Genomic DNA, 24,185 nt, shown 5'->3' with positions numbered 1-24,185 from the left:
GCTCGGCGCCGACCACGCGCTGCGGCGCGCCTGCGCGGCCGGCGCCCTGGCGACACTGGTCCACGGTGCCGGTGACTGTGCCCCTTACAGTGAGGCCATCGAGGACATCTTGGAGGCTTCATGACCGCGACGAATCTGCCCCGGCCGCCCGAGGGTGACTGGCTCGGGACGCCGTACCTGCGCTTCACCCGGGAAGGCGCGTTCGGGGTGTGCACGCTGGACCGCCCCGACGCGCGCAATGCGATGACGCCAGCGATGTACTTCGGCATCAAATACGCCGTCAAACACGTCGACGGCGATTCGGAGCTGGCGGGGTTGCTGCTCACCGGCACCGGTGACGTCTTCGCCCCCGGCGGGGACATGGGCGGTGGCGGGGCGGACAACTGGCTGACGTTCGGTTCCGCGCTCGGCATGGATGCGCTGCCGTTCGACACCCTGCGCCAGTCCGCCAAACCCGTCGTGGCCGCGGTGAACGGACTGTGTCAGGGCGGCGGGCTCCAGATCGCGCTGTGCGCCGACATGGCGGTCGTCAGCGAGCGGGCGACGTTCCGGGTGCCCGAGCTCTACCGTGGCATCGCCGACACCTACTACAGCCACATGCTGGCCCGGTTGATCGGCCCGGTGCGCACCCGCGACCTGATGTTCACCGGCCGCACGCTGTCCGCTGCCGAGGCACTCGACTGGGGCATGGTGGCACGGGTGGTTCCGCACGAGGACCTGCACGACGCCGCACGCGAGGTGCTCGCCCAGTGTGCGCGCACCGCGCCCGCAGCCAGGGCCGTGATCAAGTCGAGCCTGGACAACTACATCGGTCTGTACGACCGCATCGGCATGCAGTCGAGCCTGGGCGCTCCCGAATCGATCGAGGGATTCATGGCGTTCAAGGAGCGGCGCTCTCCGGATTGGGTGCACCCCGAGCTGCGCGTCGAGGGCCGGCTCTGAACCAGCAATTCAGCTGTCTCTGAATACAGAATGTGATGTACTATCGCGGACTATGGAAGCCGCCCTCGGCAGTCAAGCGCTCTACCGGTTCGGCTGTGCACTGTCGGATCCGACGCGCACCGAGATCCTGCTGATCCTGCGCGACGGCCCCGGCTACCCGTCCGACCTCGCCGACCATATCGGGGTGTCCCGCCAGATCCTGTCCAACCACCTGGCCTGCCTGCGGGGTTGCGGACTGGTGGTGGCCTGTCCGGAGGGGCGGCGCAGCCGCTACGAACTCGCTGATCCACGCATCGCCCACGCCCTCGACGACCTCGTCGGCCTCGTGCTGGCCGTCGATCCGGCCTGCCATCCGGCCACCGACGAATTGGTGCACTGATGACGACGCCTGATGCCGCCGCCGGAGCGGCTCCGACGACTGCGCAGCGCCGCGCCGTTCTCACCCGGCGGATCCGGCTCCTTGTCGGCGCCACGATCACCTACAACGTGGTCGAGGCGGTGATCGCGCTGGCCGAGGGCGTCCGGGTGTCCTCGGCCGCGCTGGTCGGTTTCGGCCTGGACTCTCTCGTCGAGGTCGCCTCGGCGGCCGCGGTGGCGTGGCAGTTCTCGGCCACCGACCCCGAACGACGGGAGAAGGCCGCCCTTCGCTTCATCGCCTTCTCCTTCTTCGCCCTGGCTTGCTACGTCTCGGTCGAAGCCGTGCTCGCGCTGGCAGGCGTGCGCGAACCCGAGCCGTCACCGATCGGCATCGGCCTGGCGATCGCCAGCCTGGTGATCATGCCGGCGCTGTCGCTGACGCAGCGCCGCGCCGGGCGCGAACTCGGCTCCACGTCGGCGGTGGCCGACTCCAAACAGACGCTGTTGTGCGCCTACCTGTCCGCGGTGCTGTTGGTCGGGTTGCTGCTCAACGGCCTTCTCGGCTGGACGTGGGCCGATCCGCTCGCGGCGCTGGGCATCGCCGCGCTTGCGGTGCGCGAAGGGATCGAAGCCTGGCGCGGCGATCCGTGCTGCCACCAGGACCCGCGCCGTTGAAGCTGCGGTGAGGGCGGCGACACGCCGGACAATCGCGCCGTCAGCGCAGTCTCAACGGCTCATTCGCTGGGAATCGCGGCTTCGATCTCGTCGAGCCAAGCGCGCGCCGACATGTCCGACGGTGCCCGCCAGTCACCGCGCGGGGACAGCGAGCCGCCGGCAGAGACCTTGGGACCGTTCGGCAGCGCCGAGCGCTTGAACTGGCTGAACGAGTAGAAGCGCTCGGCGAACACCAGCAACCAGTGGCGAATCTCCTTGAGTGAGTACGCCGGTCGATCACTCTCCGGGATACCGGGGGGCCAGTTGCCGCGCTGCGGGTCACTCCAGGCGTGCCAGGCCAGGAAAGCCACCTTCGAGGGCCGGAACCCGTAGCGCAGCACCTGGAAAAGCGAGAAGTCCTGCAGCACATACGGGCCGATCTTGCCCTGGGTGCTCTGAATCTCCTCGTCCTCACCCGTCGGCACCAGTTCCGGGCTGATCTCGGTCTCCACCACCGACTGCAGCGCCGCGTTGATCTCGTCGTCGGCGCTGCCGAACTGCTCCGAGGAGATCACCCACCGGATCAGATGCTGGATCAACGTCTTCGGCACCCCGCCGTTGACGTTGTAGTGCGACATCTGGTCGCCCACACCGTAGGTCGACCAGCCCAGCGCCAACTCCGACAGATCCCCGGTGCCCAACACGATGCCGCCGCGCTGATTGGCCAGCCGGAACAGGTAGTCGGTACGCAGCCCGGCCTGCACGTTCTCGAACGTGACGTCGTAGACCTTCTCGCCGCGGGAGAACGGATGATCCATTTCGCGCAGCATCAACTCGGCCGACGAGCGGATGTCGATTGTCTCGAAGGTCACGCCGAGCGCGGCGGCCAGCCGGGTGGCGTTGTTCCTCGTTCGCTCACCGGTGGCGAAGCCGGGCAACGTGAACGCCAGGATGTCGCTGCGCGGACGCCCTTCGCGGTCCATCGCCTTGGCGGCGACGATCAACGCGTGTGTCGAGTCCAGCCCCCCGGACAACCCCAGCACCACCTTCGGGTAGTTCAGCATGCGCAACCGCTGCTCGAGGCCGGACACCTGGATGTTGTAGGCCTCGTAGCAGTCCTGCTCGAGCCGTTCCGGATCGGCGGGCACGAACGGCAACCGCTCCACTTCGCGCAGCAGGCCGATGTCGCCGCCGGGCGGGTCGAGGCGGAACTCGACACGGCGGAAGGTGTCCTCGTCGATCAGTTGGTGGCGCCGGTTGTCGTCGAAGCTGCCCATCCGCACCCGCTCGTTGCGCAACAGCTCCAGGTCGACGTCGGCGGTGGAGCGGCGCTCCCCCTTCGGGAAGCGTTCGGACTGCGCCAGACAGACACCGTTCTCCCAGATCATGGTCTGGCCATCCCAGGCGAGATCCGTCGTGGACTCGCCTTCACCGGCAGCGGCGTACACGTAGGCGGCCAGACATCGCGACGACGCCGACCTGGCGAGCAGGCAGCGGTCGTCGGCGCGGCCGATCGTGATGGGGCTGCCGGACAGGTTGGCGAGCACCGTGGCGCCGGCCAGTGCGGCTTCGGCGCTCGGCGTCACCGGGACGAACATGTCCTCACAGATCTCCACGTGCAGCACGAAACCGGGCAGGTCGGCCGCCGCGAACAACAGGTCCGGACCGAACGGCACGTCGGCGTCGCCCACCCGGATCTCCCCGCGCTCGTCGGCGCCCGCCGCGAACTGGCGCTTCTCGTAGAACTCGCGATAGTTCGGCAGGTAGGACTTCGGCACCACGCCGAGCACCCGGCCGCGGTGGATGACGACGGCGGTGTTGTAGATCCGGTTGCGGTACCGCAGCGGCGCCCCGACCACCAGGACGGGCAGCAGCTCCCCCGAGCCGGCGATCACCTCGAGCAGCGCGTGTTCGACGGCTTCGAGCAGCACGTCCTGCATCACGATGTCCTCGATCGAATACCCGGACATCGTCAACTCCGGAAACACCGCCAAGGCCACACTGTCGTCATGGCATTCCCGCGACATCCGCAGGACCGACTCGGCGTTGGCGGCAGGGTCGGCGAGCGTGGTGTGGTGGGTGCATGCGGCAATGCGCGCGAAGCCGTGTCGGTAGGCCGAGTAGAAATCCATGCCTCATTGTTGCCCGAAACCTCGAGCGAATAATCAGGCCCCGACGGATGCGGCGACGCGGCCTGCGCCTGTTGGCCTGTCGTTCGCCCGCCGGAACCGCCCCCGACCCGGGAATTTCTCTTCCGGCGTGCATGCTGAGCGCGTGAACAAGGTTGCCACTCAACGCCAGTCGCGTCCGCTGCTTACCGATCTGGCGGGCCTGCTCGACAGTCTCCCGACGTTTGCGGCACTGCGACCGCTCTTCGACACCCGCGCGATCCGCATCGAGGACGAACTCCACGACGATGCCTACGAGATCCGCGCCGAACTGCCCGGGGTGGACCCTGACGACGACATCGAGGTGACGGTGTGCGACGGCCGGTTGACGATCACCGCCGAGCGGGCACGCCCGGATGAGAACTGTGGCCATGCCGAGTTCACCTACGGAACATTGACCAGGACTCTGGTCCTGCCAGACGGGGCGGACGTGGACGACGTCAACGCCACCTACGACCGCGGTGTCCTGACCGTGATGGTGCCGCTGCTGGACGAGCACCGGATGCAGAAGCACGTCGAGATAGTGGAGATCGTCGCCATCGAGGACAGCGACGAGGAGGACAGCGCCATCGACCGCGCCGCCGACGACGCCTCTGACCCCGACGTATCCTCCGAGCAGAGCTGATCATTTACATTCGAACACGTGGAAGCACCCGAACTGGTCGCCCTACTCCGGGGCAGGCGTCTTGCGGTGCTGACCGGCGCCGGGCTGTCGACCGATTCGGGGATTCCGGATTACCGCGGTCCGGACTCACCGCCCAGTAACCCGATGACGATCCGCCAGTTCACGTCCGACCCGGTCTTCCGACGGCGCTACTGGGCCCGTAACCACGTCGGGTGGCGGCACATGGACCAGAGGATGCCCAATGCCGGACACCGGGCGCTGGCCACGCTCGAACGCACCGGTGTGGTGTCCGGGCTGATCACCCAGAACGTCGACCTGTTGCACACCAAGGCAGGCAGTCGCGCGGTGGTGGATCTACACGGCACCTACGTTCGGGTGGTCTGCCTGGACTGCGGGCACACCATGTCCCGGGCCGTGCTGGCCGACTTGCTCGAGGCCGGCAACCCCGGTTTCCTGGAACGCGTGCGTGCCGTCGGCAGCATCGGGGTGGCTCCCGACGCCGACGCTGAGGTCGGCGACACGACGAACTTCCGTATCGTCGACTGCCCTGCGTGTGGCGGCATGCTCAAGCCCGACATCGTCTACTTCGGCGAGAGTGTTCCCAAACACATTGTCGACCAAGCCTATTCGATGGTCGACGACGCCGATGCACTGCTGGTGGCGGGTTCTTCGCTGACGGTCTTCTCCGGCTACCGGTTCGTCCGCCACGCCGCGGCCCGCGGTATACCCGTGGCGATCGTCAACCGCGGACACACTCGCGGCGACGACCTGGCGACGGTCAAGATCGACAACGGCTGCTCACCGATGCTGGCGTTGCTGGCCGACGAACTGCCCGCGCACCCGCGCTGTTCAGACGGCGACGAGGTCGTCGGCGTGCACGGCCGGCCGACGCAGCTCAGCCGGTAGGTCCGAGGTGGACCGGCCCAGCATGGTGGCCAGTTCGGTGGCGTCGTAGGCCACGACACCGCGAGCAACCAGCGTCGAGTCCTGAGCACGCAGCTCGACCACGTCACCGCCGTAGAACCGCCCGGACAGCGCCGTAATGCCCGCGACCAGCAAAGAACGCCGTTGGCGCACCACGGCGTTGACCGCACCGTCGTCCAGCGTCAGCGTCCCCGCGACCTCGGCTGCGTGCTGCACCCAGAACCGGCGCGCCGACATGCGCTCGGCGCGCGGAGCGAAGACGGTGCCCACCGAGGCGTCCGCCAGCGCGGCCGCCGCGTCGGTCGCGGCTGCCAGCAGCACCGGCACGCCCGCGTCGGCGGCCAGCAGCGCCGAGGACAGCTTTGACACCATCCCGCCGGTGCCGAGGTGGCTGCCCCGGCCGGCTGTGACACCTTCCAGATCGCCGGGTCCATCGACCTCCGGGATGAAGCGCGCCGGGCGGTCGTCGGACGCTTTGCGCGGGTCGCCGTCGTAGAGACCGTCGATGTCGCTCAGCAGGATCAGCGCGTCCGCTCCGACCAGGTGCGCGACCAGCGCCGAAAGCCGGTCGTTGTCACCGAATCTGATTTCGTTGGTGGCCACTGTGTCGTTCTCGTTGACGATCCCCACCGCGTGCAGCGCGCGCAACCGGTCCAGAGTGCGTGCGGCGTTGGTGTGCTGCACCCGCATCGAGATGTCGTGCGCCGTCAGCAGTACCTGTCCCACGGTGCGGCCGTAGTGCCCGAATGCCGCACTCCACGAGTTGACCAGCGCTACCTGTCCGACGCTTGCCGCCGCCTGCTTGGTGGCCAGATCCGTCGGGCGCCTGGTCAATCCCAGTGGCTCGATGCCTGCGGCGATCGCACCGGAGGACACGATCACGACATCGGATCCGGCCCTCATCCGCATTTCGATCGCGTCGGCGAGGCACTGCAACCGACTCGCGTCGAACACGCCCGCGGGGGTGGTCAGCGCAGTGGTGCCGATCTTGACGACGACCGAACGCGCAGAACGGACAGCCTCCCGGTGCACGGAGTTCGCCCAGTCGGCGCGGTCCTCACTCACCACTGCCCTCTGCTCGGCGTGCCTTGCGCGCAGCCTTCCGCTCATCGGCTCCGACGCGGTCGGTCTGTTCGAGCCGGACATCGGTGCCGCGGCCCGACATCTGCATGTCCACCCCGGCCGGGGTCTGCGGCTCCCAGTCGAACGTCATGCCGCCGATGGTCACCGCACATCCGGGCCGGGCGCCGAGTTTGAGCAACTCGTCCTCGACACCCAGGCGTGCGAGGCGGTCACCGAGATAGCCGACCGCCTCGTCGTTGTCGAATTTCGTCTGCGCCACCCACCGCTGCGGCCGGGTACCGCGCACCACGAATCCTCCGGTGCCGTCGGCTTCGACGGTGAAACCGCTGTCGTCGACGGCGACCGGCCGGATCACCGGACGGCGCGGCACCACCTCGGGCTGGGCGGCGCGGTAGGCGGCGACCATCTCCCAGAGCGCGAAGGTCAACGACCGCAGGCCGTCTCGGGCGACTGCCGACACCTCGAACACCGGCCAGCCGAACTTGCGGGCGACTTCGTCGCGGACGAAGTCGGCGAGTTCACGTGCGTCGGGGACATCGATCTTGTTGAGCACCACCGCCCGCGGACGCTCGGCGAGATCACCCAGCGTCGAATCCCCTTGCAGTGTCGGGGTGTAGGCGGCGAGCTCGGCTTCCAGCGCCTCGATGTCGGAGACGGGGTCGCGGCCGGGCTCCATCGTCGCGCAATCCACGACGTGCACCAGCACCGCGCACCGCTCCAGATGGCGCAGGAAGTCCAGCCCCAGGCCCCGGCCCTCGGAGGCGCCGGGGATCAGGCCGGGAACATCGGCGACGGTGAAGGTGTGCTCGCCTGCCGACACCACCCCCAGGTTGGGCGCCAGCGTCGTGAACGGGTAGTCGGCGATCTTCGGTTTGGCGGCGGAGATGGCCGACACCAGTGACGACTTGCCCGCCGACGGGAACCCGACGAGTCCGACGTCGGCGACCGTCTTGAGCTCCAGGGTGAGATCGCGGACCTCGCCCTTCTCGCCCAGCAGCGCGAAGCCGGGGGCTTTACGTGCCCGCGAGGCCAGCGCGGCGTTGCCCAGCCCGCCCCGTCCTCCGGCGGCGGCGTCGAATCGGGTGCCTGCGCCCACGAGATCGGCCAGCATCCGGCCGCGCTCGTCGAGCACGACGGTCCCGTCCGGGACCTTCACCTCGAGGTCGGCACCGGCGGCACCGTCGCGATTGCTTCCGGCGCCCTGCTTGCCCGACGGGGCGACGACATGGGGATGGAAGTGGAAGTCCAGGAGGGTGTGCACCTGGGGGTCGACGACAAACACGACGCTGCCTCCACGCCCACCGTTCCCGCCATCAGGGCCGCCCAGCGGCTTGAACTTCTCGCGGTGTACCGAGGCACAGCCGTTTCCGCCGTTGCCTGCCCGCGCGTGGACGACGACGCGGTCGATGAACCGGGTCATCGGACTTCCTTTCCGTCACGAAATCTACGTTTTACAGACGAAGCGCAAGAGCCCCTCTGAAAACGCAGATCTCGCCGGTGGAAGAGGGAACTACGCGTCGACGCGGGGTGTACGGACGACGTTGACGAACTTGCGACCGCGCTTCTTGCCGAACTCGACGGCGCCGGGCGCCGTGGCGAACAGCGTGTCGTCGCCACCGCGGCCGACATTGTCACCGGGGTGGAAGTGGGTACCGCGCTGCCGGACCAGGATCTCGCCGGCCTTGACGACCTGCCCGCCGAACCGCTTCACGCCCAGTCGCTGAGCGTTGGAGTCGCGACCGTTGCGTGAGCTCGAAGCGCCCTTTTTGTGTGCCATGTCTGTCGCCTCCGTCGTTACTTGATGCCGGTGACCTTGAGCACCGTCAGCGGCTGACGGTGGCCCTGGCGCTTGTGGTAGCCGGTCTTGTTCTTGAACTTGTGGATGCGGATCTTCGGGCCCTTGATGTGTTCGAGGACCTCACCGGTGACCGCGACCTTCTCCAGCGCCTTGGCGTCGGTGGTCACCTCGGAACCGTTGACGACCAGGGCGACCGGCAGCGAAACCGTGGCGCCGGGCTCAACCTCGAGCTTCTCCACCTTGACCACGTCACCGGCCGCGACCTTGTACTGCTTGCCACCGGTCTTCACGATCGCGTACGTGGCTGTTTCGGCTGCCATCGATGGTCTTCCTCTGCTTCGCGTGCGGGCGCGCAACACCCGGGGGTGCGCGTGCGGGTCTGGGGTGCGGGGGCCCGGGACGTGCGCTAACGCAGCCTCGAGGCTTCCCACTGTCTCCCTCTGGCCGTGAACAGGCCGTGGAGACAACTGCTCAAGGGTACGTGACCAGCGGGTAGAGGGTCAAACCGCTCAGTCGGCCGACGGTGGACCCGCGGGTCTCGCCGCCGCTCGTCTGCGGCTGCGGCCCCCGGAGGCATTGGCGACAGCACGTCGCGGCTCATCTGACTCCTCCGAGTCCTCTTCCGAATCGTCTCCGGAGTCGTCTCCGGAGTCATCGTCGGAGTCGTCGTCGGAGTCATCATCCGAATCGTCGATGACGTCGATCTCGTCCTCGTCGTCGGAGTCCTCGTCGTCGTCGTCGAGATCGATCTCGTCCTCGTCGTCCGAGTCCTCGTCGTCGTCGTCATCATCGGAGTCGGAGTCATCATCGGAGTCGTCGTCATCGTCCGAGTCGTCGTCCGAGTCGTCGTCGTCCTCGCGGCTCACCGCCTCGCGGATGGCGTCGGGCTCGAGCTCGGCGACCTCTTCGGCGGCCTCCGTGGCCTCGTCGACCTCGCCGTCGTGCTCATCGTCATCGTCGTGCTTGCCGTTCGCGGCGGCCATCGCCTTGAACATCGGGTGCTCACCCGGCGAATGGGCGGGCACTTTGGCAACCGGGACGTCCTGCTGCTCCCGTGCGCCGCGCTTGCCTCGTTTGCTGCGGCGTCCGCCGCCGGACTCGGTCTTTCGCCCCGCCGACGACGTGGAGTCGACCGGGTCACCGTGCAGCACGATGCCGCGACCGCCACAGTGGGTGCAGGAGGTCGAGAACGCCTCGATCAGCCCGGTTCCGAGACGCTTCCTGGTCAGCTGCACCAGGCCGAGCGACGTGACCTCTGAGACCTGGTGCCGGGTGCGGTCCCGGGCCAGCGCCTCGGTCAGCCTGCGCAGCACCAGATCGCGGTTGTTCTCCAGGACCATGTCGATGAAGTCGATGACGACGATGCCGCCGATGTCGCGCAGCCGCAGCTGTCGCACGATCTCTTCGGCGGCTTCCAGGTTGTTGCGGGTCACGGTCTGCTCGAGGTTGCCCCCGGATCCGGTGAACTTGCCGGTGTTGACGTCGACCACCGTCATCGCCTCGGTGCGGTCGATGACCAGCGTGCCGCCGGACGGCAGCCACACCTTGCGGTCCATCGCCTTGGCGAGCTGTTCGTCGATGCGGTGCACCGCGAACACGTCGGGGCCCGAGCCGGATTCCGAGGAGGCCCCGGGTTCGTACTTCGTCATCCGCGGAACCAGTTCCGGTGCCACGTTGTTGACGTAGTCGTTGATCGTCTTCCAGGCGTCGTCACCCGACACGATCAGCCCGGTGAAGTCCTCGTTGAACAGGTCGCGGATGACCTTGACCAGCACATCGGGCTCTTCGTAGAGCGCCACCGCCGCGCCGGCGGCCTTCTTCTTGGTCTCGGCGGCCTTGGCGTCGATCTGGTTCCACCGCTCCTGCAGGCGGTCGACGTCACTGCGGATGTCCTCTTCTTTGACACCCTCCGAGGCGGTGCGGATGATCACACCCGCGTCCGCGGGAACCACCTCCCGCAGGATCTCCTTGAGCCGCTGACGTTCGGTGTCGGGCAGCTTTCGACTGATCCCGGTGGACGAGGCGCCGGGCACGTAGACCAGGTAGCGGCCGGCAAGCGAGACCTGCGTCGTCAGCCGTGCGCCTTTGTGGCCGACGGGGTCCTTGCTGACCTGGACGACGACGTAGTCGCCCGGTTTGAGTGCCTGTTCGATTTTGCGTTGCGCACCGCCGAGGCCGGCGGCCTCCCAGTTCACCTCACCGGCGTAGAGCACACCGTTGCGGCCGCGGCCGATGTCGACGAACGCTGCTTCCATCGACGGCAGCACGTTCTGCACGATGCCGAGGTAGATGTTGCCGACCAGTGAGGTCTGGGCAGCGGAGGTGACGAAGTGCTCGACCACCACGCCGTCCTCGAGCACTGCGATCTGCGTGTAGCGGGCACCCTCGTGCGGCGGTTCGCTGCGGACCTTGTCGCGGACGACCATCACCCGCTCGACGGCTTCGCGGCGTGCCAGGAACTCGGCCTCGCTCAGGATCGGGGGCCGACGCCGGCCGGCGTCGCGACCATCCCGGCGGCGTTGCCGTTTGGCCTCCAACCGGGTCGAGCCGCTGATCCCCTGGATCTCGTTGTTCGACGAGTCACCGTCGCCGCCGCCCTTGGCGCGCCGCGGAGGACGCTCGTGCACGACGGTGTTGGGCGGATCGTCGGCAGAGGTGCTGCCGTTGTTGTCGTCACTGGAGCCGGACTTGCGCCGGCGGCGTCGGCGCCGGCGGGTCTTGGCTCCGTCTGCGCCCGAACCGTCGTCGTCACCGTTGTCGTCGTCGGAGTCGTCGCCGGTATCGGACTGGTCGCTGTCGCCCTGATCGTCGCCGTCGGTGTCGGACGAATCGTCGCCATTCTGCTCGCCGCGGCCGCGTCCCCGGCCCCGCCGTCCCCGCCGCCGACGCTTGGCGGTCGGACGCTCGGCCTGGTCGTCGTCGGCGTCCGAGGCGTCGTCACCGTCATCGTCATCGTCATCGTCATCGTCGTTGTCGTCGGTGCGAGCGCTGTCCTGGCCGAAGCGCACGGGCTGCGGAGCGACGAACAGAGGGAGGTAATCGGCGGTTTCTGCCGGGTCCGAGTCGGGAGTCTCCAGGATCAGCCGCGACTCCGGTTCCTGCTCGGCCACGGACGGCACGCTCGCCTCGACGTCGGCGACGGGCTCTGGCACTGCCTCAGGCTCTGGGTCAGCGACGGGGGCCGGCACGGCCGCCTCGGCGGCAACAGGTTCGGCGAGGGCCTCCCGCACCTGGTCTGCTTCCTCGCGGCCCACGGTGGAGTGCGCGCTGCGCGTCCGACCGTCCATCTCGACCAGGGCGTCGATGATGCGCTTGCTGGTGGTCCCCAGGACTCTGGCCAGCGAGTGAACCCTCAGCCGTTCGGGCGGTGGGGCGTCTTTCGCTTCACCCGACGGGACCGCGCTGTGCTCGGTCTCTGCGGGGAGGTTGTCGGTCGGGCTTTGAAAGTTCTCATTGTCGGCCACGAATTCTCCTCAAGCCCCCGGGCGCGTCGGGTTCTGACGCGGCCACGCGAGGGCTTCGTTTGTGTGTCCGGGCTGACTACTCCCGAACTTGTTATGGTCTCGCCCCGAGCGATCCCCAGGGGAACCATCTCGGTGCCGGTCTGAATGATGGCTGGACTGTCTGCGCCGCACAGCAGGTAGCGGTGGTCGCGCTCGTCGAAGTCTTCATCCGGGTGGCCGACCACGGGTTGTTAAGCCGGTCACCCGCAGCCAGTATCCCACATCCCGACAGCGGCTCCGAGGAGGCTGACGCAATCCGCGGTCAACCCGTGCCGCGCGGGCCTATCGGCCGGGGAACCAGAGGTCGATCTCACGAACAGCCGAATCCGGCGAATCAGAGCCGTGGACCAGGTTGTACTGGGTCTCCAACCCCAGGTCACCACGGATCGTGCCGGGCGTGGCCTTCTCGACGGGGTCGGTCCCGCCGGCCAGTTGCCGGAAGGCCGCGACCGCGCGTGGCCCTTCGAGGATCGCGGCGACCACGGGACCCGAGGTGATGAACTCCAGCAGCGACGGGAAGAAGGGCTTCCCCTCGTGCTCGGCGTAATGCGCACGAGCCAGCTCGTCGCTCACGTTCTTCAGTTCCAGGGCTGCGATGGTGAGGCCTTTGCCTTCGATCCGGCTGAGGATCTCTCCGATGAGGCGGCGCTCAACACCGTCGGGCTTGATCAATACGAGGGTCCGCTCAGTCACGGCCGACAGCCTAGCCGGACGACGATCAAGCGGCGAGGAACGAGTCCGCGATGAGAAGTCCGGCGGACAGATCTAGCCGGGTGGTTGCTGCCCGGGGAGGAGACCACGCTTCTGTCGGCGCAGGACTTCTGTCCGCAGGTAGACGAGCAGCAGCCAGACCACCGCGAACAGCAGCCCGATGAAGCCCAGCCCCGGGTAGATCAGCCACCCGGCGATCAGCAGCACCTGCACCCCGAGATTGGCCCAGATTGCCCAGGAGCGGCCCTGGATACCCGCCATCAGCACCAGAAGCACCGCGAACCCGATGATGTAGGCCATCGAGCCGGTCGACAACCCGCCCCCGACGGCGCTCACCACGGGTAATGCCAGCAGCACGACGATCGCCTCGAGGATCAGGATCCCGGCCATGACCCCGCGGAAGCTCTTCCACGGGTCCGGGGCCCCCTGGCCGACAGCGGCGGGGTCTGGCGGTGGGGGTTGTGCGCTCACGCCGGGTCCCTGCCGAACAGGGTGCGCGCCGCGCCGGCGGTCACCACCGACCCGGTAATGACGACGCCCACTCCCCCCATACCGCCGGCCCCGTCGTCGGCGTTGCCTGACTCCTCGACGAGTGCGGTGGCCGTCTCGATGGCGTCCGGCAGGGTGTTCGCGGAGATGACGCGCTCCGGACCGAACCGCTCCTCGGCCTTGAGCGCCAGCGTTTCGACCTCCAGCGCCCGCGGCGAACCGTTGTGGGTGACCACGATCTGGTCCAACACCGGTTCGAGCGCGGCCAGGATGCCGTCGGCATCCTTGTCGGCCATCACGGACACGACGCCCACCAGGAACCGGAAGTCGAACTCCTCGCTCAACGCCTGAGCGAGCGCGGCCGCGCCGGCCGGGTTGTGTGCCGCATCGATGAAAACTGTTGGGGCGCTGCGCATCCGTTCCAGCCGGCCGGGCGAAGCCACGGCCGCGAATCCTGCACGCACCGCGTCGATGTCGAGTTGGCGCTGAGCTCCGGCGCCGAAGAACGCCTCGACCGCCGCGAGGGCGAGGACGGCGTTGTGCGCCTGATGCTCACCGTGCAGCGGAAGGAAGATCTCGGAGTACAGCCCGCCGAGACCCTGCAGCTCGAGCAGCTGCCCGCCGACGGCCACCTGCCTGCCGAGCACCGCGAACTCGGAGTCCTCGCGGGCGACCGCGGCGTCGGCACGCACCGCCTGCGCCAGCAGCACCTCCATCGCTTCCTGCGGCTGCCGGGCGATCACCGCGACCGTGTCGGTCGGTATCAGGTCGTCTGCCTGCTTCGTGATGATGCCCGCCTTCTCACCGGCGATCTCGGTGACGGTCTCGCCGAGGTAGTCGACATGGTCGACGCCGATCGGCGTGATGACCACGACGGGGGCGTTGACGACGTTGGTGGCATCCCACCGGCCGCCGAGGCCCACTTCGACGACGGCCACGTCGATGGGCGCGTCGGCGAAAGCGGCGAAGGCCATCGCGGTGAGAACTTCGAACTTGCTCAGCCGTGGGCCGTCCCCGGTGGCCTGGGACTGCTTGTCGACCAGCTCCACGAACGGCTCGATCTCGCGGTAGGTGTCGACGTAGGTCGCCGGGCTGATCGGTTTGCCGTCGATCGCGATGCGCTCCACGGCCGACTGCAGGTGCGGGCTGGTGGTGCGCCCGGTGCGCCGGTGCAGCGCGGTCAGCAGTGCGTCGACCATCCTGGCGACTGAGGTCTTGCCGTTGGTTCCGCCGATGTGGATCGACGGGTAACCGCGTTGCGGCGACCCGAGCAGCTCCAGCAGCGCCGAGATCCGAGCGGTGCTCGGCTCGATCCTGGTTTCCGGCCAGCGCTGATCGAGCAGGTGCTCGACCTGCAGCAGTGAGGCGATCTCGTCCGGGGTGGGCTCGGGTTCGGGCTCGACGGTCATTGCGGCAGCGACTCGAGCCTGGAGGTGATGCGCTCCACTTCTTCGCGGGCGACCTGCTGACGAGCGCGGATCTTGTCGACGACCTCGACGGGTGCCTTGGCCAGGAATCCGTCGTTGCCGAGCTTGCCGGTGGTGCCGGCCAGCTCCTTCTGCGCGGCGGCCAGATCCTTTTCCAGCCTGCGCCGTTCGGCGCCGACGTCGACGGTGCCCGAGGTGTCGAGTTCGACGAGCACGGTGGCTCCGGACAACCTCACCTCCAGAGAGGCCGACGGGGTGAAGTCGTCAGCCGGCGGGGTCAGCCAGGCCAGCGCTGTGACCGCTGGAACATGGGCGTCGAGCCCGGCGGCGCTGATCTCGGAGAGTCGGGCCGGGACCTTCTGCCGGTCGCCGAGGCCCTGGTCGCTGCGGAACCTGCGGACCTCGGTGACCAACTTCTGCATGTCGGCCACACGTTGGGCCGCAGCCTCATCGGTACCGAACCCGGAGGGCTCGGGCCAGTCGGCGATGACGAGCGACTCACCCCCGGTCACCGCCTTCCACAGCACCTCGGTCACAAACGGCATCACCGGGTGAAGCAGCTTGAGCAGCGTGTCGAGCACGAAGGCGAGGACCGCAGTGGTGCGGGCGGCGTGTGTCTCTTCCTGTCCGAGTTGAACTTTCGCCAGCTCCACATACCAGTCGCAGAACTCGTCCCAGGCGAAGTGGTACAGCGCCTCGCACGCCTTGCTGAACTCGTAGCTGTCCAACGCCGAATCCACTTCGGCACGAACCTCTTCCAGCCGGCCGAGGACCCAGCGGTCGGCGTCGGTGAGCTCCGCGGCCGACGGCAGCGCTGCAGGGCTTGCCCCGTTGAGCAGCGCGAACCGGGTGGCGTTGAACAACTTGGTGGCGAAGTTGCGCGACGCCCGGGCGTGATCCTCACCGATGGCCAGATCACCGCCCGGGCTGGCACCCCGGGCCAGGGTGAATCGCAGCGCGTCTGCACCGAACTTCGCCACCCACTCGAGTGGGTCGATGCCGTTGCCGCGGGTCTTGCTCATCTTGCGACCGTGCTCGTCGCGGATCAGGCCGTGCAGGAAGACATTCTGGAAAGGCACTTGTGGATCGCGGGTACCGTCGTCGGTGATCGCCGGGTCGTCGGCGACAAACGTGCCGAACATCATCATCCGCGCTACCCAGAAGAACAGGATGTCGTATCCGGTGACCAGCACCGTGGTCGGATAGAACTTCGCCAGCTCGGGGGTGCGCTCCGGCCAGCCCATCGTGGAGAACGGCCACAGCGCCGAGCTGAACCAGGTGTCCAGCACGTCGGGGTCCTGCTCCCAGCCCTGTGGCGGTGTCTCGTCCGGGCCCACGCACACGGTTTCGCCGTTCGGCCCGTGCCAGATCGGGATGCGGTGTCCCCACCACAGCTGACGTGAGATGCACCAGTCGTGCATGTTGTCGACCCAGCCGAACCAACGGGGCTCCAGGCTGGCGGGATGGATCACGGTGTCGCCGTTGCGGACCGCGTCACCGGCGGCCTTGGCCAGCGATTCCACCTTGACCCACCACTGCAGGCTCAGGCGTGGCTCGATCGGTTCACCGCTGCGTTCGGAGTGGCCGACGCTGTGCAGGTAGGGCCGCTTCTCGGCGACGATCCGGCCCTGTTCGGCCAGCGCTTCGCGGATGGCCACGCGCGCCTCGAATCGGTCCATGCTATCGAATTGTGTTGCCGTGTCGACGATCCGGCCCTTGGTGTCGAGAATCGACGGCATCGGCAGCTGGTGCCGCAGACCGATCTCGAAGTCGTTCGGGTCGTGGGCGGGCGTGACTTTCACCGCACCTGTGCCGAACTCGGGGTCGACGTGGTCGTCGGCGACGATCGCGATGTCCCGGTCGAGGAACGGATGCGGCAGCGTCTGGCCCACCAGGTGGCGGTACCGCTGATCGTCGGGATGCACGGCGATCGCGGTGTCGCCGAGCATCGTCTCCATCCGGGTGGTCGCCACGACGATGTGCGGCTCGTCGTCGTTCATCGAGCCGTAGCGGAACGAGACCAGTTCGCCTTCGACGTCTTCGTACTTGACCTCGAGGTCGGAGATCGCGGTCTCGAGCACCGGCGACCAGTTCACCAGCCGCTCGGCCTGATAGATCAGCCCGGCGTCGAAGAGTCGTTTGAAGATCGTGCGGACCGCCCGCGACAGGCCCTCGTCCATTGTGAACCGGTCGCGGCTCCAGTCCACGCCGTCACCCAGGGCGCGCATCTGCCATCCGATGGTGCCGCCGGACTCCCGCTTCCAGTCCCACACCTTTTCGACGAACAGCTCGCGGCCGAAGTCCTCTTTCGTCTTCCCGTCGACCGCGAGTTGCTTCTCCACCACCGACTGGGTGGCGATACCCGCGTGGTCCATCCCAGGTAGCCAGAGCACTTCGTAGCCCTGCATGCGCTTGCGCCGCGTCAGGGCGTCCATCAGCGTGTGGTCGAGTGCGTGACCCATGTGCAGGTTGCCCGTGACGTTCGGTGGCGGCAACACGATCGAGTACGCGGGCTTGCCGCTGTCAGGGTCGGCGCCGAAGTACCCGGAGTCGACCCAGCCCTCGTAGAGCGCGCTCTCCACCGTCCCCGGGTCCCACGATTTGGGAAGGGCGTCGATGGCCGGGCCCCCTTCGAGGCCGCTGCTGGCGGTGGGCTGGGAACTGGCGGTCACCGAGCCATTCTAGGAAGACGCTGCAAGCGGGTCACCGCCCCACCGGTCAGGCCAGCCGTGACGTCTCCAGCGACACCCCGGCGGCCGGGAACCGCGCCAGCAACGCGTCACCCATGGCGGCCGCCGGCGTCAACACCCCACGCAGGTCAGAGAGGTGCTCGCGGTCCAGCGCCAGCGCCAGTCCGCTTTCGCCCAGCAACACCGACGTCGCCTTGTAGCCCGGGTCACCCCGCTGCGACATCCGCGCCAGGTAGCGGGCGCCCGTGGAGGTGGTGGTGTACGTCTCGACGGTGTAGTGGCCCTGTTCGCGGGCCCGCTCGCTGGGCCCGGTGCCCACCTTGGGCAGTACCCGCTCGAGCAGGCCGCGGGGCACCCGGTCGAGGAATCGACTGCCCAACCCCATGGTCGCGACGTTGCCGCCGGTCGCCATCGCCGCAGCCAACGGGGCCACCACGGAACGTCCGACGCTCATCTGCTCGGCGTACTCGAACCGCCTCCCGTAGGCGTAGTCCAACAGCGCATTGCTTCGCCGGACGATGCGGGTGTTCGGGATCGCCATCGCGAACGCGCCGACCCAGTAGCCGTCGAGTTCGGGGGCGATGTCGCGCCCGCGCCGCCATCGCGCGTCGGGCTGCGCGCCGAGTTCCGGCTCCGCCGCGCGGTCCGGTGTCAGCGTGTAGGGATCGTTGAGCAGCCGGCGCGCCTCGGGATCGGCGGAGGCTTCCCGGGCGAGCTCGGTCATCGACGCGACGGTGCCGCCGGAGACACCGCCCGCGAAACGGCGCACCACGAAGTTGGTGTCACCGAGCTGACCGGTGCCGTCGCGCTCGGCCTGACGGTACAGCGCGTACACCGTCAGATCCGAAGGGATGGAGTCGAACCCGCACGAGTGGACGATCCGCGCGCCGGTGTCGGCGGCCTGCTTGTGGTAGAGGTCGATGCCTTTGCGGATGAACAACGGCTCGCCGGTGAGATCGGCGTAGTCGGTGCCCGCAGCCGCGCATGCGGCGACCAGGGGCAGGCCGTAGCGCAGGTAGGGCCCGACCGTCGTGATCACCACCCGGGTGCGTGCCGCCATCGCGTTGAGCGTGGCCGGTTGCGACGCGTCGGCGGTGATCAGTGGCCACGATTGCGCCGCCTCCCCCAGCGAGTCCCGCACGGCGAGCAGCCGGTCTGCCGAACGGCCTGCCAGGGCGACGCGTGCGCCGCCTGCCGCAGCGGCCAGATACTCGGCGGTCAGCTTGCCGACGAATCCGGTGGCACCGTAGACGACGGCATCGAACTCGCGATCGGCTTGATTCTCCGGAGCGGTCATGGCGCCGACGCTACCCGAGCATCTCGGGCAACTCGACGTCCTGGCCGAGCACATGTCTCGACAGGAAGGCTGTCACCACCTGGTACCAGATCTTGGCGTGCTGCGGGCTGAGCACCCAGTGGTTCTCCGACGGGAAGTACAGGAAGCGGTGGACGGTCGATCCGTCGTCGCCGGCCGGCAGCGCCGATCGGCTCAGCAACTCGTACCACAATCGAAGGGCCTCGCCGATCGGCACCCGGTAGTCCTTGTCGCCGTGGATCACCAGCATCGGCCTGGCGATCTCGGAGACGAAGCGGTGCGGTGAGTGCGCCGCCGCCATCTCGGGTGTCATCTCCCTGGCCCACCAGTACGCGCCGTCGGTGGTCGAGCCGAACTGGTCGAGTGCCCACAGGCTCGCGTGGGTGACGATCGCCGCGAATCGGTCGGTGTGCCCGGCGATCCAGTTGGCCATGTAGCCGCCGAACGAACCGCCCATCGCCGCGGTCCGGGTCGGATCGACGCCGGGGTGCGCGCAGGCCGCGTCGGTGGCCGCGAGTAGATCGGTGTACGGCGCCGAACCCCATGCTCCCCAACCACGTTGGATGAAGTCCTGGCCGTAGCCGGTCGACAGGGCCGGGTCGGGCAGCAGCACCGCGTAGCCGCGGGCCACCATGACCCACGGGTTCCACCGCCAATGCCAGGCATTCCAGCTCGCCAGCGGGCCGCCGTGGATCCACAACAGCAGTGGGGCCGGTGCGTCGTCGTCACTGCCGTGGGGGACGGCCAGCCAGGACCGCACCGACTGCCCATCGCCGGCGACCGCGGTCACCTCTGTCAGCGTGCCGGGCAGTTCGGGCCTCGGCAGGCACGGCAGCTCGGCCACCGTCCCGTCGGCGTCGATGCGCACCGGGTGCGGCGGGGTCGCGCAGGAACTGCGCAGCGCGAACAGCACCCCGCCAGGGGCGGGGTGTACGTCGGAGTAGGCGAAATCGTCAGCGGCGATCGGGCGCACCGCGCCGGAGGCCGGGTCGACGGCGAAGATCGGGCCGCGGCCGTTGTCGTCTGCGGTCACGATCAGCGACGAACCGTCCGTCGACCATGTCACCGACGTCGGCCAGCGGTCCCAGTGCGCCGTCAGCTCGACCGGCTCGGCGCCGAAACGCAGCAGCCACAACGTTGTTCGCGGCGCCTGACGCGGCGTGGAGAACGTCTCCCGGGTGAAGGCCACCGACCGCCCGTCGGGGGAGATCGCCGGCAGTCCCAGATCCGCGTCGGCGTCGTCGACGAGGACCGAGCGCTGCGCGGTCGCCACGTCGATGCGGACCAGGGTGTTGCGGACCGCCGCTCCCGGCGCCGGCCGCTGCCAGGCCGCCACCACGAACGCACCGTCGCGGCTGAGGTCGAAATCCGCGTGGTCCAGGGCGTCGCCGGGGTCCGGGGTCAGGTCGCGCCCGTCCGCGCCGAACAGGTGCGTGCGCTCAGGGCCGAGGTTGTGGTCCCAGTACCGGACCGGGTAACCGTCGTGCAACACCGCGGAGACCTTGTTGTCCTTGCGGGCCGCCCGCAGTTGCTTGTCGTGGTCGGCGTCGGTCGCCGACGGCAACACCGAGGAGGCGATCACAATCGTGGCCGCGGCTTCAGCCGCCACCACCACGTCGACGCCACCGGGCAACGTGACGGCCTCGACCGCTTCGCCACCGGCAGCGGGTAACCGCCACAGCGATTTGGGTGGTTTGTCGTCATCGGCGGTGGGCCGGGCGGTGAGGAACAGCAGATCTCCGTCTGCGGTGAAAGCCGGTGCCGACTCCCCTTTCTCGCCGTGCGTGATTCGCCGGGCCGGCTGCCGTCCATGCGGGTCGAGTTCCCACAGCGAGCTGAGAAATTCGGTGCGCTTGGTGTTGAGCGCGGCGACGGTGGTGACGACCCGCGAGCCGTCCGCGGACACCGCAAGACCGGACATCCGCGGGAGCGCCAGGAAGTCGTCGAGGTCGCCGAAAGGTGCTGCGGATCCCGCAGTTGAGGTCATGTGCACTTCGTAACACACGCCACCAGACGACTTCACGTGGAATTAACGCGCCTTGACAGGTGGGACACATTCCCACAGTTAGCGTCAAGCCTCGTACACCGTCAGTACCTCGAGAACACTCCTGATAAACCCAGTGGCCCAACCAGCCATCCCCAAATACTCAACGGTGGAGGTCCCCTTGACACCCGAAGTCGAGGACGCGATTGCGTCCATGGCGGCAGTCAACAACGAGTTCTTCTATTGGATGTCCATCGCGTTGATGATGCTCATCCACGCGGGCTTCCTAGCCTACGAGATCGGTGCGTCGCGTTCGAAGAACGTCCTGGCCACCGCGATGAAGAACCTGCTGGCGTTCGCAACCATCATCGCGTCGTTCTTTTTTGTCGGCTGGTTCCTCTACAACGCGATGCCCACCGGATTCATCGAGTTCAACGACGCGGCCAAGGCAGCCCTGCCGTGGAGCGACAACATGGGCCCGAACACCGACGACCCAGCGAGCGGCATTTTCTGGGGTGCGTTCGCTCTGTTCGCCGCCACCACCGGTTCGATCATGTCCGGGGCGGTACTCGAACGCATCCGGACCAGCGGCTTTCTGGTCCTGACCGTATTCGTCGGATCGGTGGTGTGGATCATCGGCGCGTCATGGGGGTGGCACGGCGCCGGCTGGATGCTGACCGAACTCGGTTTCCACGACGTCGGTGCGGCCGGTTGTGTGCACATGATCGCCGGCTTCGCCGCGCTGGGCATCCTGATCAACCTGGGGCCACGGATCGGCCGCTTCCTGCCTGATGGCACGCCGGTGACGATCCGACCGCACAACCTGCCGTTGACCATGCTCGGGCTGTTCCTGATCTTCACGGGCTTCTTCGGCTTCCTGATGGGCTGTGTCATCTACGGCCCCGGCGGCTACGCCACCATCTACGGAAGCCCGACGACGTTGAGCGCCTTTGCTTTCAACACGTTGATGGGTCTGGCAGGCGGCATCATCGGCGCCTACCTGACCTCCCGCGGGGAGCCGTTCTGGACGATCTCGGGCGGGCTGGCGGGCGTGATCGCCGTCGCCGCCGGACTGGACCTGTACCACCCGGCGCTGACGTTCGTCATCGCGTTGGTGGGCGGCGGCCTGATCCCGTTCATCGGCAAACTGCTGGACAAGATGAAGATCGACGACGTGGTCGGTGCCGTCGCGGTGCACGGCGGTATGGGCTTCTACTCGCTGATCATGGCGGGCGTGTTCCTCGCCGGCTACCCCAACACCGACGGCAACCCGTCGATTTCCTTCTGGGGTCAGCTGATCGGTGCGGTCACCTTCGCCGCACTGGGGTTCTTCCCCGCCTACCTGCTGTCGCTGGGGCTGAAGAAGGCGGGTCTGCTGCGGATTCCGCCGGAGGTGGAGCTGCAGGGTCTGGACCTGTCCGAGGTTCCGGCCACGCCGTACCCCGAGGGCATCCCGGTGACCGAGATGCGTTCCAGCAGCGGCACTGCGGTGCTCGTCCTCGGTGAGGAGGTGAAATAAATGTTCAGTCCGATCGACAGCTATGACGTGCCCGGCGTGGTGTTCACCTTCGGGGGCAACAGCTTCGGCACCTGGTTGTTCTTCATCCTCGCGGTGGCGCTCTTCGTCGGGTTCTTCGTCCGGATGATCCAGCACGAGAACCACGCCTACAAGGCCATCATCGAACACACGCCGGTCGAGAAGGGGCCGGCGGCCGAGGGGGAGCCGCCGGTCTACTGACCTTCGCGAGCAGACACAAAGTCGCACGGATCCGATTGGATTCGTGCGACTTTGTGTCTGCTCGCGAGTCGCCCCGTCAGCCCGCGTTGCGCAGCCACCGGACGGCGTGGTCACGGAAAGCGATGATGCCCTTGTAGTCGGCCATGTCCTCGGGCAACTCGGCGAGCACCGTCGCCGCGCGCTGACGCCACGGTTCCACCGCCGCGATATCGGCGAGCGGCAGCATGTAGGTGCGGATCAGAAAGCAGATCGATCCCGATTCGGGAAGCCGGATGAGATGCTGCACCTCGACCCGCAGGTGCACCAGCCGCCCGAAATCCTCGTCGGGGACCGTCTGGATCATCGTCCGGTCCGGGCCCCACTCGTGGTAACGCTCCGTGGAGACATCGAGGCGACGGCCGATGGTCAGCGTCCAGTTGGTGCGCCGGTAGGTCTCGCCGGGCTGCAGCCGCATCAGGAACTCGCGGGCACGGGTGATCACGCCGGACTCCCGGAGCCGGGGTACCGGACCGTGGATCTCCAGGAAGGTCATGCCCACGTCGAAACCGAAGGACCAGTCCGCGGCGAAGGTCACCACACCGGCATCACCGAAGAGGTCGCCGTCGCGCTGGTCGAGCAGCACGATGTCCTCCTGTACCTGGCTCGCGATGTAGGCCAACGGTTCGGCGGGAAGCGTGGTCTCGTCCCCGACGACAAAGTCCTGGGTGAGGCCCAGCCGGTCGTTGCGCCAGTGCCACCCGTTGCCGCGGCGCTCCAACGACATGATCTCGGGGTATGCGGTGGCCATCTCGTGCATCAGCGTCAACATGGTGTCCCAGCAGGCCGGCCGCATGTGTGGCAGCACGGCGTAGCGGGTCGGATCGACAGCGAGAACCGTGGCACGCTCGGCGAGTTCGTGCTCGTACTCACTGTCGATGTCGACGATGCGCTCCCCCCAGCGGCCCGCGGGAGTCTGCACCGCCGAGCCTGCCGGTTCCACGTTGGTGCTGTACCGGTAGCTGTCGGCAGCGAACGGGAACGGAAACGTCTCGATCAGGTCCGGCGCCGACAACAGTCCTTCAACATTCATGCGGTCACTCCGATCACAGGGCCAACTCCAAGGTTTCGCCGCCGGCCCGGGACACACAGGCCATCATCGAGTCGCCCGATCGCTTCTCCTCGTCGCTGAGGAACAGATCGCGGTGGGTGATGACGCCACCCGAGACCGGGACACGACATTCGCCGCAGACTCCGCGCCGGCACAGGCTGGTCACGTCGTAGCCGCGGCTCTCCAGCGCCTCCAGCAGCGAGACCCCCGGGTCGACGGTGAACCCCTCGCCGGTGGAGCAGACCCGCACGGCGAACGGCTCCCCGGGATCCAGTGCGTCAGATCCGAAGTGCTCCATGTGGATTCGGCTGTCCGGCCAGCCCAGCCCGCCGGCGAGGGCGGTGACCGAGTCGATGAACGACGCCGGTCCGCAGATGTAGAGGTGGGTGCCGATGGGCTGGTCGGCGAGGCTGGTGGCGAGCTCGCCGGCGAACTCGTCGCGTCGGGTGTGGACCGCAGCGTGGTCGGCGAGCGACAGCACCGTGTCGACGTAGGCCGGCCGCTCTGCGCGATGGATGTAGAGCAGCCGGGCGTCGCGGCCCCACAGCCGGGCGCTGCGCAGGTGCGACACCATCGGCGTGATCCCGATGCCCGCGGCCACCAGCAGATGCCTGCGGGCGCGCACCACCGATGCGAATGCGCTGCGAGGCGGGCGGGTGTCCACGGTGGCACCCGCCGCCAGCTCGGAGT

21 protein-coding genes and 1 pseudogene are annotated in these 24,185 nt (G+C 68.0%); 8 read left to right on the top strand and 14 right to left on the bottom strand.

Features of this window, described 5'->3' with window-relative positions; translation table 11 throughout:
• The 4 genes and pseudogenes from WA944_RS24215 to WA944_RS24200 all read left to right on the top strand — a co-directional run.
• Positions 1–124, top strand: a pseudogene (locus WA944_RS24215) (ribokinase); the annotation flags it as partial.
• Positions 121–942, top strand: coding sequence for an enoyl-CoA hydratase/isomerase family protein (locus tag WA944_RS24210; protein WP_526369264.1), 822 nt, complete (start codon positions 121–123; stop codon positions 940–942). The pseudogene WA944_RS24215 and the gene WA944_RS24210, both read left to right, overlap by 4 nt.
• Positions 943–994: 52 nt before the next feature.
• Positions 995–1,321: an ArsR/SmtB family transcription factor gene (locus WA944_RS24205; RefSeq protein ID WP_526369262.1), complete on the top strand. Its 327-nt coding sequence runs from the start codon at positions 995–997 to the stop codon at positions 1,319–1,321.
• A complete protein-coding gene (locus WA944_RS24200; RefSeq protein ID WP_526369260.1) occupies positions 1,321–1,974 on the top strand; it encodes a cation efflux transmembrane domain-containing protein in 654 nt (217 codons plus the stop codon). The genes WA944_RS24205 and WA944_RS24200 overlap by 1 nt, the downstream gene beginning before the upstream one ends.
• A gap of 59 nt (positions 1,975–2,033) precedes the next feature.
• Here WA944_RS24200 and WA944_RS24195 read toward each other — a convergent pair whose 3' ends face one another.
• Positions 2,034–4,085 carry an NAD(+) synthase gene (locus WA944_RS24195; RefSeq protein ID WP_526369258.1) on the bottom strand — a complete coding sequence of 684 codons (2,052 nt, stop codon included), beginning with the start codon at positions 4,083–4,085 and terminating at the stop codon, positions 2,034–2,036.
• A gap of 142 nt (positions 4,086–4,227) precedes the next feature.
• Here WA944_RS24195 and WA944_RS24190 point away from each other — a divergent pair, with 142 nt between their 5' ends.
• Both WA944_RS24190 and WA944_RS24185 read left to right on the top strand, forming a co-directional pair.
• Entirely contained in the window at positions 4,228–4,746 is a 519-nt protein-coding gene (locus tag WA944_RS24190) for an Hsp20/alpha crystallin family protein (protein WP_526369256.1), read from the top strand.
• A gap of 18 nt (positions 4,747–4,764) precedes the next feature.
• A complete protein-coding gene (locus tag WA944_RS24185) occupies positions 4,765–5,652 on the top strand; it encodes an NAD-dependent protein deacetylase (protein WP_526369254.1) in 888 nt (295 codons plus the stop codon).
• On the opposite strand, the gene proB is transcribed toward WA944_RS24185, so the two are convergent.
• The 11 genes from proB to WA944_RS24130 form a co-directional block, all read right to left on the bottom strand.
• The gene (gene proB / locus WA944_RS24180; RefSeq protein ID WP_526610301.1) at positions 5,596–6,735 is read right to left on the bottom strand and encodes a glutamate 5-kinase; all 1,140 of its coding nucleotides are present in this window, start codon (positions 6,733–6,735) and stop codon (positions 5,596–5,598) included. The two genes, WA944_RS24185 and proB, sit on opposite strands and share 57 nt — an antisense overlap.
• A complete protein-coding gene (gene obgE, locus WA944_RS24175; protein ID WP_526374967.1) occupies positions 6,728–8,173 on the bottom strand; it encodes a GTPase ObgE in 1,446 nt (481 codons plus the stop codon). Before obgE ends, proB begins: the two co-directional genes overlap by 8 nt.
• Before the next feature lie 90 nt (positions 8,174–8,263).
• On the bottom strand, positions 8,264–8,530 hold the full coding sequence (rpmA, locus tag WA944_RS24170) for a 50S ribosomal protein L27 (protein ID WP_526374969.1): 267 nt from the start codon (positions 8,528–8,530) through the stop codon (positions 8,264–8,266).
• Between the two features lie 17 nt (positions 8,531–8,547).
• Positions 8,548–8,871, bottom strand: a complete 324-nt coding sequence (gene rplU / locus WA944_RS24165; protein WP_163892566.1) for a 50S ribosomal protein L21 — start codon at positions 8,869–8,871, stop codon at positions 8,548–8,550.
• A 189-nt stretch (positions 8,872–9,060) separates the two neighbouring features.
• A complete protein-coding gene (gene rne / locus WA944_RS24160; protein WP_526375892.1) occupies positions 9,061–12,015 on the bottom strand; it encodes a ribonuclease E in 2,955 nt (984 codons plus the stop codon).
• A 321-nt stretch (positions 12,016–12,336) separates the two neighbouring features.
• Positions 12,337–12,747, bottom strand: a complete 411-nt coding sequence (gene ndk, locus WA944_RS24155; RefSeq protein WP_159234901.1) for a nucleoside-diphosphate kinase — start codon at positions 12,745–12,747, stop codon at positions 12,337–12,339.
• 72 nt (positions 12,748–12,819) lie between these two features.
• On the bottom strand, positions 12,820–13,155 hold the full coding sequence (locus WA944_RS24150; protein ID WP_526370166.1) for a DUF4233 domain-containing protein: 336 nt from the start codon (positions 13,153–13,155) through the stop codon (positions 12,820–12,822).
• 77 nt (positions 13,156–13,232) lie between these two features.
• On the bottom strand, positions 13,233–14,663 hold the full coding sequence (folC, locus tag WA944_RS24145; protein ID WP_526370164.1) for a bifunctional tetrahydrofolate synthase/dihydrofolate synthase: 1,431 nt from the start codon (positions 14,661–14,663) through the stop codon (positions 13,233–13,235).
• Positions 14,660–17,353, bottom strand: coding sequence for a valine--tRNA ligase (locus WA944_RS24140; protein ID WP_526647425.1), 2,694 nt, complete (start codon positions 17,351–17,353; stop codon positions 14,660–14,662). The genes folC and WA944_RS24140 overlap by 4 nt, the downstream gene beginning before the upstream one ends.
• 46 nt (positions 17,354–17,399) lie before the next feature.
• Positions 17,400–18,668: a saccharopine dehydrogenase family protein gene (locus WA944_RS24135; protein ID WP_526610306.1), complete on the bottom strand. Its 1,269-nt coding sequence runs from the start codon at positions 18,666–18,668 to the stop codon at positions 17,400–17,402.
• Between the two features lie 10 nt (positions 18,669–18,678).
• Complete coding sequence (locus tag WA944_RS24130; protein WP_526647424.1) at positions 18,679–20,673, bottom strand: S9 family peptidase; 1,995 nt, start codon at positions 20,671–20,673, stop codon at positions 18,679–18,681.
• 178 nt (positions 20,674–20,851) lie between these two features.
• Here WA944_RS24130 and WA944_RS24125 point away from each other — a divergent pair, with 178 nt between their 5' ends.
• Both WA944_RS24125 and WA944_RS24120 read left to right on the top strand, forming a co-directional pair.
• The gene (locus tag WA944_RS24125; protein ID WP_163892582.1) at positions 20,852–22,189 is read left to right on the top strand and encodes an ammonium transporter; all 1,338 of its coding nucleotides are present in this window, start codon (positions 20,852–20,854) and stop codon (positions 22,187–22,189) included.
• Positions 22,190–22,408: a hypothetical protein gene (locus WA944_RS24120; RefSeq protein WP_526375783.1), complete on the top strand. Its 219-nt coding sequence runs from the start codon at positions 22,190–22,192 to the stop codon at positions 22,406–22,408.
• A gap of 76 nt (positions 22,409–22,484) precedes the next feature.
• Here the strand turns inward: WA944_RS24120 and WA944_RS24115 are convergent, their stop codons facing one another.
• Together WA944_RS24115 and WA944_RS24110 are read right to left on the bottom strand one after the other, a co-directional pair.
• The gene (locus WA944_RS24115; RefSeq protein ID WP_526375789.1) at positions 22,485–23,462 is read right to left on the bottom strand and encodes a heme-dependent oxidative N-demethylase subunit alpha family protein; all 978 of its coding nucleotides are present in this window, start codon (positions 23,460–23,462) and stop codon (positions 22,485–22,487) included.
• A gap of 28 nt (positions 23,463–23,490) precedes the next feature.
• A partial coding sequence (locus WA944_RS24110) for a flavin reductase family protein (protein WP_526647423.1) occupies positions 23,491–24,185 on the bottom strand: 695 nt, incomplete at its 5' end.

This window comes from Mycobacterium sp., from assembly GCF_049683355.1.
Lineage (GTDB): Bacteria > Actinomycetota > Actinomycetes > Mycobacteriales > Mycobacteriaceae > Mycobacterium.
This window is presented reverse-complemented; position numbering and strand designations above follow the sequence as displayed.